This window comes from Solibacillus sp. iso_87, from assembly GCF_056173085.1.
Map to the genome: position 1 here is coordinate 3837741 of NZ_CM149656.1, position 14663 is coordinate 3852403.

Sequence of the window (14663 nt, forward strand, 5' to 3'; positions counted from 1 at the left end):
GCCTACCTCCCTTTAGTTATAAGTCGTAAATGACTTTTAATGTAGCTCTACACTTACAAAATTTCATATTAGGCCATAATGAAACTTGTATCTAAAATTATTCAATTATGCCTTGGCATAATTGCGTCCAGATTTTTATGAGTTTACTCATAAAGTTTCCTTTATAAAATCTGCGACATCTGCCAGAGCCTATTTTCATCCTAAGAATGAAAATAGAAAAACCGGGCAGGGCATATACCTGCCCGATTCAATTGAAGTTATTCAAATGATTCTACTGGGTCTTCTTCTTTATCATTGGATCTTTCGACTGGTGCAGCTACTTCATCTTCATCGTCAAGGTCGCGTAATTCCACTTCCTCGTCATTGATTGTAAGCATCTTCACATCCATACCTAATGATTGAAGTTCTTTAATTAATACTTTAAATGATTCTGGAACACCTGGTTCTGGAACACTTTCACCTTTTACGATTGCTTCGTATGTTTTCACACGACCTACAACGTCATCCGATTTTACAGTTAAAATCTCTTGTAACGTGTAAGCAGCACCGTATGCTTCAAGTGCCCAAACCTCCATCTCACCGAAGCGCTGACCACCGAATTGTGCTTTACCACCAAGCGGCTGTTGCGTTACTAATGAGTAAGGTCCAGTTGAACGTGCATGAAGTTTGTCGTCAACCATGTGCGCTAGTTTGATCATGTACATGACACCAACAGAAACGCGGCTATCGAATGGCTCACCTGAACGTCCATCATAAAGAATTGTTTTACCGTCACGGTTCATACCAGCTTCTTCCATCGTTTCCCAAACATCGGCTTCGTTGGCACCATCGAATACTGGTGACGCCATATGAATGCCTAAGTAACGAGAAGCCATACCTAAGTGTAGCTCAAGCACTTGTCCGATGTTCATACGAGAAGGTACCCCTAGTGGGTTAAGCATGATATCTACTGGTGTTCCGTCCGGCATGAACGGCATATCCTCTTCCGGTAAGATACGTGAAATTACACCTTTGTTACCGTGACGTCCGGCCATTTTGTCACCAACGCGGATTTTACGTTTTTGAACAATATAAGCACGAACCAATTGGTTTACACCTGGTGGTAATTCATCGCCGTCTTCACGGTTGAATACTTTAACATCTAAAATGATACCGCCAGCTCCGTGTGGTACACGTAGAGAAGTATCACGTACTTCACGAGCTTTTTCACCGAAGATAGCATGTAATAAACGCTCTTCCGCAGTTAACTCTGTAACTCCTTTAGGCGTAACTTTACCTACTAAAATGTCACCATCGCGAACTTCTGCACCGATACGGATAATTCCGCGGTCGTCCAAGTTACGAAGTGCATCTTCACCCACGTTCGGAATATCACGTGTGATTTCTTCAGGTCCAAGCTTAGTATCACGAGACTCTGATTCATATTCTTCAATATGAACAGAAGTATATACATCGTCCTTAACAAGGCGTTCGCTCATAATTACAGCATCCTCGTAGTTGAAGCCGTCCCATGTCATGAACGCAACAAGTACGTTTTGACCAAGTGCTAATTCGCCTTTTTCCATAGATGGACCATCAGCTAAAATATCACGAGGTTTTACACGGTCGCCAACTTTTACGATTGGACGTTGGTTATAAGAAGTACCTTGGTTAGAACGAATGAATTTTTGTAATTTATATTTTGTTAAATCGCCTTTTACTTCTTTACCATCTACTACTTCAATACGACGTACGTGGATTGAACGTGCTTCTACATGTTCAACAATACCATCGAATTTCGCTACTACAGCAGCACCAGAATCACGTGCATCTACGTGCTCCATACCCGTACCAACGAATGGTGCGTTTGGATATAGTAATGGAACAGCTTGACGTTGCATGTTCGCTCCCATTAACGCACGGTTTGAGTCGTCGTTTTCTAAGAACGGAATACAAGCTGTCGCAGCAGATACTACTTGTTTAGGAGATACATCCATGTAGTCGATGCGGTCTTTAGAGAATACAGTGTTGTCACCACGGAAACGTCCAACAACTTCTTCATTCGCGAAAGTACCGTCTTCATTTAAGATTGAGTTCGCTTGTGCAACTACATAGTTATCCTCTTCGTCAGCAGTTAAGTAATGGATATCACTCGTTACAGCACCTGTTTCTGGATCAACACGGCGGTAAGGAGTTTCAATGAAGCCAAACTTATTAACTTTTGCGAATGAAGATAATGAGTTGATAAGACCGATGTTCGGTCCCTCAGGAGTCTCGATCGGACACATACGACCATAGTGAGAGTAGTGAACGTCACGTACTTCCATACCAGCACGCTCACGTGTTAAACCACCAGGCCCTAATGCAGATAGACGACGCTTATGCGTTAACTCTGCTAACGGGTTTGTTTGGTCCATGAACTGAGACAATTGAGAGCTACCGAAGAACTCTTTAATTGAAGCGATAACAGGACGGATATTGATTAATTGCTGCGGTACGATTGCAGCTGTGTCATTAATTGACATACGCTCACGTACTACACGCTCCATACGAGATAAACCGATACGGAATTGGTTTTGCAGTAATTCACCAACAGAACGTAAACGACGGTTACCTAAATGGTCAATATCATCTGTGTTACCAACGTCATATAATAAGTTGAAGAAGTATGATACAGAAGCCAATACGTCGGCTGGTGTAATATTTTTCACTTCTTCATCTACATAGGCGTTTGAAATAACATTAATTTCTTTTTGTGCTTCATCATTTGGTGCAAAGATTTTAACCGACTGAATTGTAATATCATCTTCCAATACACCACCAACTTGGTTTAATGTACGGAATCCGACACCACTTTCTAAATAAGGAATTAACTTATCCAAATTACGGCGGTCTAATAATGTACCTGCTTCTACGATAATTTCTCCTGTGTCAGGATCCACTAAAGTTTCTGCAATCGTTTGGTTGAATAAACGATTTTTGATGTGAAGCTTTTTGTTCATTTTGTAACGACCAACATTCGCTAAATCATAGCGTTTTGCGTCAAAGAAGCGAGAATATAATAAGTTCTTCGCAGATTCAACTGTTGGTGGTTCACCTGGACGTAATCGTTCATAGATTTCAAGAAGGGCCTTTTCAGTACCTTCCGTATTATCTTTTTCTAACGTATTACGTAAATATTCATTGTCGCCAATGATATCTAAAATTTCTTGATCCGAGCCAAAACCTAATGCACGTAAAAGTACTGTTACCGGTAATTTACGTGTACGATCGATACGTACATATACAACGTCTTTAGCATCTGTTTCATATTCAAGCCATGCACCACGGTTTGGAATAACCGTTGCACCAAAGCCTTTTTTACCGTTTTTATCCGTTTTTTCGTGGAAGTATACACTTGGAGAACGAACTAACTGTGAAACGATAACACGCTCAGCACCGTTAATAATAAACGTACCTGTTTCTGTCATTAATGGGAAATCACCCATGAAGACGTCTTGCTCTTTCACTTCGTTTGTTTCTTTGTTGTGCAAACGTACTTTTACACGTAATGGTGCAGCATAAGTAACGTCACGCTCTTTACACTCATCCACATCATACTTAGGATCTCCTAAAGTATAGTCGACGAATTCTAATGAAAGATTACCTGTAAAATCTTCGATTGGAGAAATGTCGTGGAACATCTCGCGCAACCCTTCTTCAAGGAACCACTCATAAGATGCTGTTTGGATTTCGATTAGATTCGGAAGTTCCAGCACCTCACTAATACGCGCAAAGCTTCTACGCTGGCGGTGTTGTCCGTACTGAACTAGTTGACCTGTCAACTCATTCACCCCTCAATAAAGCGATAATAGGTCTTTGCAAATACATACAAATGGTGTATGATTTCGAAAGACAAAAAGAAAACGAGACTTTTTTTAAACCTCATTTTCGGTTAAACTTAACTTATTCTTAGCAGTATACCCGTAACTTTGAATATTTAATGCAAAAGGGCATACTACCTCAAAATAATAATTTTGCATTTTATTATGTTATCATACTCGATTTGTCAAGTCAATATTGGAAACTAACCTTACTTATTTTTTTGCACGAATAATCCAATATCCTTTTTTCTTCTCAACGACATCTACCTCTGAAAACATTCCTTCTAAATGACTCATAGTTGATGGAGCGCCTTGCTTCTTCTGAATGACAATCCACAGCTCACCATTTTCCTCTAACAATTCATATGCACCGTCATAAAACTTGAAGATCGTTTCTTTACCAGCACGAATTGGAGGGTTTGTTAATACTGCGGCTACCTTCGTTCCAGGTTCAACAGCGGCTAATCCATCACTTTCAAAAATACGTACATTTTGAACCCCGTTAAGCTGGGCATTCTTTTGAGACAAACTAACTGCTCGTGAATTAATATCCATCATGTATACTTCACGATCAGGGTTGTTTTTTGCAATCGATAATCCGATCGGTCCATAGCCACAACCTACATCAAGCAAAACACCATCAGTTTTAGGCATTTCAAACACATCGATTAGTACACGGGAACCAAAATCTACTTCGCTTTTACTGAATACACCCGTATCCGTTTCAAACGTAAATGTATTGCCTAATAAAGTAAATTTCCATTGGCGTGGTTTACTTTCAGTTTGAGGCTTATTTGAATAATAATGTTCAGACATGCAACACGCCTCCTTAGAAAAAATACATTTTGCGCTTTGTGCAAAATGATGTCTTTTCATGTGGATTACTATAAAAAATCAATATTTTCATATCCACAAAAGTTAAATAAAGAAAAGCCCGCCGCAAAAATGTGACGAGCTTTCCTTATTAAACTAAGCTCATAGCCTAGCAATTAAAGTTAAACTAAAATTATTTAACTTCTACTGAAGCGCCAACTTCTTCAAGTTTAGCTTTGATAGCTTCAGCTTCGTCTTTAGAAACGCCTTCTTTAAGAGCTTTAGGAGCGTTATCAACAACTTCTTTAGCTTCTTTTAAGCCTAAACCAGTGATTTCACGAACCACTTTGATTACTTTGATTTTTTCTCCACCAGCAGAAGCTAATACTACGTCAAACTCAGTTTTTTCTTCAGCAGCGCCTGCAGCACCACCAGCAACTACTGCTACTGGAGCAGCAGCTGTTACACCGAATTCTTCTTCGATTGCTTTTACTAAATCGTTTAATTCTAGAACTGTCATAGCTTTGATAGCTTCTAAGATTTGCTCATTGTTCATTTTAATTTCCTCCTATGGAATGTTTATTAGTTTTAGGCAGTTTGCCTGATTTTTGAAGTTATGAGGCTACTATTAAGCGCCTTGCTCTTCTTTTTGTTCTGCAACAGCTTTTGTTGCAAGTGCGAAGTTGCGCACTGGAGCTTGAAGTACTGATAAAAGCATTGATAATAGACCTTCGCGAGATGGAAGTTCTGCAAGAGCTTTAACGTCTTCAACTGATGCCACAGTACCTTCGATGATACCAGCTTTAATTTCTAACGCTTCGTTTTTCTTAGCGAACTCGTTAATAATTTTAGCAGGAGCTACTACGTCCTCGTTAGAGAATGCGATAGCGTTAGGACCAGTTAAGAATTCATTGATTCCTTCTAAACCAGCAGCTTCAGCAGCACGGCGAGTTAAAGTGTTTTTGTAAACTTTGAACTCAACACCTGCTTCACGTAATTGCTTACGTAATTCAGTAACTTGCGCTACAGTTAAACCACGGTAGTCTACTACTACGATAGAACCAGCAGCAGAGAATTTATCAGCGATTTCTTGAACTTGAACTTTTTTAGTTTCGATTGCTTTGCTCATGATGACACCTCCTATTAGAATGAGTCATTTATACCGACAAAGAAAAGCCTCTATATCAATAATAGACATAGAGGCTGAAAGTACATCATCTTAAAAAGAATCCGAACTCCTATGTCCTCGGTAGGATCATTAAGTGCATATGGCACCCCTACTGTCTACGGTACAAATGGATGATTCACAACAGCACTCATCTTACCAAGTAAGAGGCGCGTTGTCAACAAATTTTATTTTACGATTTAAAAAAATCGGAAATTACTTAATTGTTACGTTAGCAGCGTCAACTTTTACAGCAGGACCCATTGTAGTTGTAACGTTTACAGACTTCATGTAAGTACCTTTTGCTGCAGCTGGCTTAGCTTTTTGAACTACTTCAAATACAGCTAAGAAGTTTTCTACTAATTTTTCTGTATCGAAAGAAACTTTACCGATTGGTGCGTGGATGATACCAGCTTTTTCAGCACGGTATTCTACTTTACCAGCTTTGATTTCTTCGATTGCTTTTGTTACGTCAAATGTAACTGTACCTGTTTTAGGGTTTGGCATTAAACCTTTAGGACCTAATACACGACCTAATTTACCAACTTCACCCATCATGTCAGGAGTTGCAACGATTACATCGAAATCAAACCAACCTTGTTGGATTTTTTGGATGTATTCTGCATCGCCTACATAGTCTGCGCCAGCAGCTTCTGCTTCTTTAAGTTTTTCGCCTTTAGCGAAAACTAATACGCGTTGAGTTTTACCAGTACCGTGTGGTAATACTACCGCACCACGGATTTGTTGGTCGTTTTTACGAGTATCGATACCTAATTTGAATGCTACTTCTACAGTTGCATCAAAGTTTACAGTGCTTGTTTTTTGCGCTAATGCTACTGCTTCTTCAACAGAGTACAAAGTTGCGCGGTCGATTAATTTAGCTGCTTCTTGCAGTTTTTTACCTTTTTTAGCCATTATAATTTCCTCCTTGATTGTGGTTGTAACGGATTTGACCTCCCACGAATAAAGGTTGCGCACTCATCAAACAAGTATCCGAGTGCAGCAACCTTCCAAAAACAAAAACATCATCAAGTGTTGAAGATGGGATTAGTCTTCGATCGTAATACCCATGCTTCGCGCAGTACCTTCAACCATTAACATAGCAGCTTCAACTGAAGCAGCGTTAAGGTCTGGCATTTTTTGTTCAGCGATTTCGCGAACTTTATCACGTTTAACCGTTGCAACTTTTTTACGATTTGGTTCACCAGATCCAGATTGGATACCAGCAGCTACTTTAAGTAATACTGCAGCTGGCGGAGTTTTCGTAATAAAAGTGAATGAACGGTCTTCAAATACTGAAATTTCAACTGGAATGATAAGACCAGCTTGATCAGCAGTACGAGCGTTAAATTCTTTACAGAATCCCATAATGTTTACACCTGCTTGACCTAATGCAGGACCAACCGGTGGCGCTGGGTTTGCTTTACCAGCAGGGATTTGAAGTTTTACAACTTTAATAACTTTTTTAGCCACGAGACACACCTCCTTAAGTCCGTGATGTGGTAACTGGGTTGCCCCTCCCACTCAAATATCTGTTCGTCAGCTAACTTGCCGATAACATTAAAACTAATTATAATCATACGTCCAATACTTGGACAGTCTGACCTTTGAAATGATAACACTTTTAAATTACTTAATCAAGTGTAAATAATTCTATATTTTTTGAACTTGGTTAAAGTCTAGCTCCATTACCGTTTCGCGACCGAACATATCAACAAGCACTTTTAATTTTGCTTTGTCGACATCTACTTCTTCTACGCGGCCTTGGAAATGTGCAAATGGTCCTTCAAGAACTTCTACAACTTCACCAACAGTAATTTCAACTTCACCTAATAAAGTTTCATTCATACCCATTTGTGCAAGCAGACGTTCCGCTTCTTCAGGTAATAATGGAGTCGGTTTGACACCGCCGCCTGAAGAACCGATAAATCCTGTAACACCAGGTGTATTACGAACGACATACCAAGCATCATCTGTCATAATCAATTCTACTAAAACGTAACCAGGGAAGATTTTACGCATTACTGCTTTTTTCTTACCGTCTTCTTTTACATCGATTTCTTCATGCTCAGCTACGATTACACGGAAAATTTTATCTTGCATACCCATCGTTTCCACGCGTTTTTCAAGATTTGCTTTTACTCGGTTCTCATAACCAGAATACGTATGAACTACATACCAATTTTTCTCCATATAGGTAGGACTAAATCGTCCGTCCCTCCTTTACATTAAGTGTGTTAGGGTATATATTTCCCTGTTCACAAAACTTCAATAATCTATTTCTTTAAATTAAGCTGTCAGCATTTTTTAACAAATGAAAAAACCCGTTATATGGCATGGACGGGCTATTTCGAAATATTAACATGATATTGCTTACAGAGACAAGAACCAACGGAATAATTCTGAGATTCCTAAATCTATTGCTGTAAAGAATAACGCCATCACGATAACCGTTGAAACAACTACTACCGTATACTTCGTTAACTCTTTACTTTTCGGCCAACTTGTTTTGCGCATTTCCGAGCCGACTTCTTGTAGAAAGTTTGTTACTTTACTCATCTTTGCCTAACCTCCGAACAACGAATTAATCTATGTTTCATTTATAACGTTTGTTTATGCATTGTATGCTCATTGCAATGAGAGCAAAATTTCTTCAGTTCTAAACGCTCCGTTGCCCCTTCTTTTTTCGGGACATTGTAGTTTCTTGAACCGCATTTTTCACAACTTAAAACGACTTTCTTTGCCATGTTTATCACCTTTTCGGCAGTTTGTCCTTTAAAGACTAACACCTAAATTTCCCACTGTCAATAAAGGCTCTTGGTGTTTAAGTCATTTCTTTTAGTTCAATATGACGCTCCAATTTGCGCTTCACCCGCTGTAATGCATTATCGATGGATTTTACATGGCGGTCCAATTCTTCAGAAATTTCATTATAGGATTGTCCTTCCAAATAACGAACCAATACTTGCTGTTCGAGTTCGCTTAACACTTCGCCCATCTTCTCTTCCAAATAAAGATAATCTTCACGATTGATCATCAAATACTCAGGGTCGTCCGAAATCGGACTCGTAATAATGTCCATCAACGTACGTTCTGATTCTTCATCGTAAATTGGCTTATCTAAAGAAACATATGAATTTAGTGGAATATGCTTTTGTCTAGTAGCTGTTTTAATTGCCGTAATAATTTGCCGTGTAATGCAAAGTTCTGCAAATGCACGGAATGACGCCAGCTTGTCCTCTTTAAAATCCCGAATCGCCTTATATAAGCCAATCATTCCTTCTTGGATAATATCTTCTTTGTCCGCACCAATTAAAAAATACGACCGCGCTTTCGCCTTAACAAACAATCGGTATTTTGTAATCAAAAAATCTAGCGCATCTGTATTGCCAAGATGCACTTGTTCTACAAGCTCTTCATCTGTCAAATGTTCAAAACGTAGTACCATTTGTAACTTCTCACTTTTAAGCAATGAAAATCACCTCAGTTACGCTAGAATAATTAGGAATAGTATAACTTAATTGGAAATTACGGGCAATCAATTACTTTAGCCCTCTTCTCCATTTTTCAAACTGTAGTTCCACTTCTTTTGAAAGCTTAATTCTTGAGGCCGGTTTTTCGTCGATCGATTCTTTTACTTTGGATGAAATTTTAGACTGAATAATTTGCATTTCAATTTCAAGCTCACGTGCCGATTTTCTTAAAGCACCATGACCAAATACAACGTTTTGTTCAGTCATATCGGATGTTGCGACGTGTATTTGGATTTTTCGTCCTTTTAGTTCGTTCGATAATTTTTCAATGCGCTCGTCCGCTGTTTCGTTTTTACGTGTATAAAGCACTTCCACAGCATGCTGAATATACAATTGCTCAGTGCCTGGTACAAGATGGGCATCAAATACAACGATAACACGCCAGCCTGTATGCGCTTTATACTCCGCCATTCGTTCAATTAACCGATCTCGTGCATCTTCAAAGTGAGGATCGCGTAACGGACGAAGCTCACTCCATGCACCGATCATGTTATAGCCGTCTACTAGCAATATGTTCTGCATGACCTCATCCGTTAGCTTCTTGTCGTTTGCGGTACACTTCATACATAAGTAATGCCGCTGCTACGGAAGCATTCAATGATGTTACATGACCGACCATCGGCAAGTGATATAAGAAGTCACATTTATCTTTTAAAAGACGGCTCATTCCCTTACCTTCACTACCAATAATTAATGCAAGCGGTAATGTTGCATCCATTTTACGATAATCTGCAGAACCTTTCGCGTCTGTTCCGGCAATCCATACACCGCGGTCTTTTAGCTCATCCACCGTTTGGGCTAAATTGGTTACACGGACAACAGGTACATGCTCGATAGCACCTGTTGAAGCTTTAGCAACAACTGCTGTTAAACCGACTGCTCGACGTTTTGGAATAATGATACCATGTGCACCGATCGCATCCGCTGTACGCATAATCGACCCTAAGTTATGTGGATCTTCCAACTCGTCCAATATTAAAAAGAACGGGTCTTCGTTTTTTGCCTTAGCTGCGTTAAATAGATCATCCAATTCTGCATAGTCATATGCCGCGACTGATGCCACAATTCCCTGATGATTTTCTGCAAGCTTGTCGACTTTTTGTTTTGGTACAAACTGTACGAGGACACCTTGTTCTTTCGCTAAGTCCATTAACTCCTGTACACCTGTTTTCTTAACGCCTTCAGCAATCCATAACTTATTGATTTCTCGGCCTGCGCGAAGTGCCTCAAGTACCGGGTTTTTCCCTGCAATCATTTCTCCTGATAATTCTTCCTGGGCAGATTGCGGTTTTTCTTGTTGCTTTTTCTCATGAGTTTTAAAAGTATCTGCTTTTTTTTCGCGTTCTTTAAAATCTCTTGGTTTACGATTTTGCTGTCTTTTCTCTGCCATAGTTACACTCCTTTTGCCTGTTCGACAATTTCGATTGCGTAATCGATTATTTCATTTGCGCGGTGATGTTCTTTGCTAAGGAATAAGAAGCCTAAAACCGCCTCAAATCCAGAGCTATTTCGATATGTGCGGACATCTGTATTTTTCGGAACAGATCCTGATTTGGCATTGCGTCCTCTACGGAAAACAGCTTGCTCTTCTTCTGTTAAATAATTCTCTTCAATCATGCGATGCACAATATGGGACTGGGACTTGGCCGAAACGTATTTCGTTGCTTCTTTATGCAATGTGTTAGGCTTTGCACGGCCCGACAATATTAAATGTTCCCGAATTCTTTGTTCCAGCACGGCGTCGCCCATATAAGCGAGCGCCAGTGCATTTAGCTGTATGACATCATGTGGTGTTAAATTTTGCATTTACTGTCCTCGTTTCCAGCGTGTACCTTGACGAGTGTCTTCAAGCACAATATCCATGCCCAGCAGTTGGTCACGGATTTCATCTGAACGAGCGAAATCACGGTTTTTGCGGGCTTGATTACGTTCCTCGATTAATGCCTCAATTTCTTCATCGAGTAAGCCAGCTTCTACTTTTATATGAATACCTAGTACATTTCCAATTGTATCAAACATCGTTAAAATTGCCTGCAATACTTCTTTATCCGTATTTGCTTCGTTTAAATACACATTGGCAATATGGGAAAGTTCAAATAACGCCGAAACCGCATTTGCTGTATTAAAGTCATCATTCATCGCGTTTTCGAAATCAACTTTAATCTGACCAATTTTTTCAAGCCATTGCTCACTGTTATCCCCTAAACTTGCAGAAGATGTGAGACGGTGCTCCACATTCGTATAAGATGTACGAATACGGTCTAAACCATTTTTTGCTGCTTCCACTAAATCCTGAGCGAAGTTGATCGGATTACGGTAATGAACAGACAGCATAAAGAAACGCAACACTTGCGGGTCAATTTGCTGGCGGATATCATTCACTAATATAAAGTTGCCTAGTGATTTTGACATTTTTTCATTATCAATATTAATATAGCCGTTATGCATCCAATAACGCGCGAATGTTTTATCATTATGCGCTTCAGATTGGGCAATTTCGTTTTCATGGTGAGGGAATGTTAAATCCTGTCCGCCTGCGTGAATATCGATTGTATCACCTAAATGCTCACGTGCCATTACAGAACACTCAATATGCCATCCTGGACGTCCTTCTCCCCATGGTGATGCCCACTTAATTTCGCCTGCTTTCGCCGCTTTCCATAATGCGAAATCCAACGGGTCTTCCTTTTTCTCGCCGGCTTCAATACGTGCTCCTACTTTTAAATCATCGATAGATTGGTGACTTAACTTACCGTAGCCATTGAATTTACGCGTACGATAATAAACATCGCCTTGGGATTCATATGCGTAGCCTTTGTCGATCAGCACTTTTATGAACTCGATAATATCATCCATATGCTCTGTTACACGTGGATGGGCATCCGCCTTTTGGCATCCAAGCGCCGTAATATCTTCAAAGTAAGCAGCGATAAAGCGATCTGTTAAGACAGAAGTTTCTTCACCTAATTCATTTGCTGCTTTAATAATTTTGTCATCCACATCAGTAAAGTTTGAAACAAATTTCACTTCATACCCTGCATATTGTAAATAGCGGCGTACCGTATCATAGACGATTACCGGGCGGGAATTTCCAATATGAATGTAATTGTATACAGTTGGTCCGCATACATACATTTTTACTTTGCCTTCCTCCAACGGAATAAATGGTTCTTTTTGTCTTGTCAACGAATTGAAAATTTGAATCGTCATATTGCCTCTCCTTTTTCATTGTACTCTTTAAAAATTCATTGGGTTAATTTGTAATTTCAATTAAAAAAACGCCTCCATCACCTCCGGAAGGTGACAGAGACGCTAGATGCGCGGTTCCACTCTGGTTGAAAAAGTATCAATACTTTTTCCGCTTGAAGTCCTGTAACGTGGACAAATCGATTTAACCTACTTCAAGTTCAGTTAAATACTCAAAGGTGCATTTCAGCTTTGCCTTAACCTGGATCACTTTCAGCCGGTGGTGATCCTCTCTAATAAGGGGTGCGCAGCGTACTTCTCCTTCTCAACGTGCTATCACTTATGGAATTTACATTCATTTTACATCTATTTTCAGAAAAATCAATCATTATATCCATTCAAACAATTCGGTATTTAGTTCCAAATTTTCGAAAATGGATTACTGGGCAAATTTTTCAACACGAGCAATTGTTTTTTCCTTGCCGATTAAGGCGATGGCATTCGGCAATTCCGGACCATGTGTTTGACCAGTTGTCACAACACGGATTGGCATAAACAGATTTTTACCTTTTACACCTGTTTCTTTTTGTACAGCTTTAATAGCTGCTTTAATTGAAGCGGCATCAAAAGATTCTAATGCTTCTAATTGTGTTTTAAATGAAGCCATAACAGCCGGCACAGTTTCACCAGCTAACACTTCGTTTGCTTCTTCATCATATGCAATTTCTTCTGTGAAAAATAGGCTGGATAATTCTACGATTTCTGCACCGAAGCTCATTTGCTCATGGTAAAGAGCGATTAAATCAGAAGCCCATGCATGTTGTTCTTCCGATAGCTCTTCTGGAAGTAAGCCTGCTTTTTGCAAGTGTGGCAATGCTAAAGCAACTACCTCTTCATGAGACATTTTTTTAATATATTGGTTGTTCATCCATGTTAGTTTTGTTTTATCGAACATTGATGGTGATTTTGACAAGCGCTTTTCATCAAACAGCTTTACAAATTCGTCATGTGAGAAGATTTCTTCTTCTCCCTCAGGTGACCAGCCAAGTAATGCAAAGAAGTTAAACATCGCTTCCGGTAAGTAGCCTAGGTCCTTGTATTGTGTAACGAACTGAATGATTGACTCATCACGTTTTGATAATTTTTTACGCTCTTCATTTACGATTAATGTCATATGACCATATTGCGGATATTCCCATCCGAATGCGTCAAAGATCATCATTTGTTTCGGTGTGTTTGATAAATGCTCTTCCCCACGGAATACATGTGTAATTTCCATGAAGTGGTCATCCAGCACTACCGCATAATTGTAAGTTGGGATACCGTTTGCTTTTACAAGTACCCAGTCACCGATATCTTTTGATTCGAAAGATACTTCACCGCGAACTAAGTCAGTGAACTGATACGTAACATTTTCAGGAACACGCATACGAATTGTGTGCGGGATACCAGCAGCTTCTTTTTCAGCAACTTCCTCAGCTGTTAAATGACGGCATTTACCATCATAGGCAGGTGCAGCAACACCTTGTGCTTTTTGTTTTTCGCGTGATGCTTCAAGCTCTTCTGAAGTACAGAAACATTTATAAGCTTGTCCGTTTTCCAGCATTTTTTCTGCATGCTCTTTATAAATATCAAGACGCTCCATTTGACGGTAAGGTGCATATGGGCCGCCGATATCTATTGACTCATCCGGCATAATGCCTAACCAGCGTAAGTTATCAAGTTGAGAAGCTTCCCCGCCCTCTACATTACGTTCAATATCTGTATCTTCAATACGTACTACAAAAGTACCGTTGTGATGTTTTGCATATAAATAGTTGAATAAAGCTGTACGTGCGCCACCGATATGTAAAAATCCTGTTGGCGATGGTGCATAACGAACGCGAACTGTTTTCGTCATAATTATTGCCTCCTAATTTTAGCGTTAAAACGCTCGACCTTTTTCGCATATAAAAAAGTTTACTTTTATATGTATATAAACGGACACTATATTGTCCAATATCGGCACAATAGATGTCTTTTAAACTTTAACCATTCTACCACTGTAAGTTATTAAATTAAAGTAGCGTGTGCCGATTTTTGACACACGCCCTCATTTTTATCCCGCATTAACGGGTAGTAAGT

15 protein-coding genes and 2 other annotated features are annotated in these 14663 nt (G+C 39.6%); all 15 genes read right to left on the reverse strand.

Features of this window, described 5'->3' with window-relative positions; genetic code table 11:
* Window positions 1–257: 257 nt before the first annotated feature.
* Window positions 258–3812, reverse strand: coding sequence for a DNA-directed RNA polymerase subunit beta (gene rpoB, locus AC0VXV_RS19645; RefSeq protein WP_475529761.1), 3555 nt, complete (start codon window positions 3810–3812; stop codon window positions 258–260).
* A gap of 243 nt (window positions 3813–4055) precedes the next feature.
* A complete protein-coding gene (locus AC0VXV_RS19650) occupies window positions 4056–4658 on the reverse strand; it encodes a class I SAM-dependent methyltransferase (protein WP_475529762.1) in 603 nt (200 codons plus the stop codon).
* A 190-nt stretch (window positions 4659–4848) separates the two neighbouring features.
* Complete coding sequence (rplL, locus tag AC0VXV_RS19655; protein WP_079523499.1) at window positions 4849–5211, reverse strand: 50S ribosomal protein L7/L12; 363 nt, start codon at window positions 5209–5211, stop codon at window positions 4849–4851.
* A gap of 72 nt (window positions 5212–5283) precedes the next feature.
* Entirely contained in the window at window positions 5284–5784 is a 501-nt protein-coding gene (rplJ, locus tag AC0VXV_RS19660) for a 50S ribosomal protein L10 (protein ID WP_008406995.1), read from the reverse strand.
* Window positions 5785–5816: 32 nt separating this feature from the next.
* Window positions 5817–5963, reverse strand: a sequence feature (ribosomal protein L10 leader region).
* A 73-nt stretch (window positions 5964–6036) separates the two neighbouring features.
* Window positions 6037–6735 carry a 50S ribosomal protein L1 gene (rplA, locus tag AC0VXV_RS19665; RefSeq protein WP_475529763.1) on the reverse strand — a complete coding sequence of 233 codons (699 nt, stop codon included), beginning with the start codon at window positions 6733–6735 and terminating at the stop codon, window positions 6037–6039.
* 132 nt (window positions 6736–6867) lie between these two features.
* On the reverse strand, window positions 6868–7293 hold the full coding sequence (gene rplK, locus AC0VXV_RS19670) for a 50S ribosomal protein L11 (protein WP_008406998.1): 426 nt from the start codon (window positions 7291–7293) through the stop codon (window positions 6868–6870).
* Window positions 7294–7473: 180 nt separating this feature from the next.
* Window positions 7474–8013, reverse strand: a complete 540-nt coding sequence (gene nusG / locus AC0VXV_RS19675) for a transcription termination/antitermination protein NusG (RefSeq protein WP_079523503.1) — start codon at window positions 8011–8013, stop codon at window positions 7474–7476.
* Window positions 8014–8193: 180 nt separating this feature from the next.
* The gene (gene secE / locus AC0VXV_RS19680) at window positions 8194–8379 is read right to left on the reverse strand and encodes a preprotein translocase subunit SecE (RefSeq protein WP_008407002.1); all 186 of its coding nucleotides are present in this window, start codon (window positions 8377–8379) and stop codon (window positions 8194–8196) included.
* Between the two features lie 41 nt (window positions 8380–8420).
* A complete protein-coding gene (gene rpmG / locus AC0VXV_RS19685; protein WP_079523505.1) occupies window positions 8421–8567 on the reverse strand; it encodes a 50S ribosomal protein L33 in 147 nt (48 codons plus the stop codon).
* A 77-nt stretch (window positions 8568–8644) separates the two neighbouring features.
* Window positions 8645–9268: an RNA polymerase sporulation sigma factor SigH gene (gene sigH, locus AC0VXV_RS19690; protein WP_475529764.1), complete on the reverse strand. Its 624-nt coding sequence runs from the start codon at window positions 9266–9268 to the stop codon at window positions 8645–8647.
* Between the two features lie 94 nt (window positions 9269–9362).
* A complete protein-coding gene (locus AC0VXV_RS19695) occupies window positions 9363–9875 on the reverse strand; it encodes an NYN domain-containing protein (RefSeq protein ID WP_475529765.1) in 513 nt (170 codons plus the stop codon).
* Window positions 9876–9879: 4 nt separating this feature from the next.
* Entirely contained in the window at window positions 9880–10743 is an 864-nt protein-coding gene (gene rlmB / locus AC0VXV_RS19700) for a 23S rRNA (guanosine(2251)-2'-O)-methyltransferase RlmB (RefSeq protein ID WP_475529766.1), read from the reverse strand.
* A 2-nt stretch (window positions 10744–10745) separates the two neighbouring features.
* Window positions 10746–11159, reverse strand: a complete 414-nt coding sequence (locus tag AC0VXV_RS19705) for a Mini-ribonuclease 3 (protein ID WP_475529767.1) — start codon at window positions 11157–11159, stop codon at window positions 10746–10748.
* Window positions 11160–12563, reverse strand: a complete 1404-nt coding sequence (gene cysS, locus AC0VXV_RS19710; protein ID WP_087617868.1) for a cysteine--tRNA ligase — start codon at window positions 12561–12563, stop codon at window positions 11160–11162.
* Between the two features lie 92 nt (window positions 12564–12655).
* Window positions 12656–12877 (reverse strand) — a binding site (T-box leader).
* 101 nt (window positions 12878–12978) lie between these two features.
* Window positions 12979–14439, reverse strand: coding sequence for a glutamate--tRNA ligase (gene gltX / locus AC0VXV_RS19715; protein WP_475529768.1), 1461 nt, complete (start codon window positions 14437–14439; stop codon window positions 12979–12981).
* Between the last annotated feature and the right edge of the window lie 224 nt (window positions 14440–14663).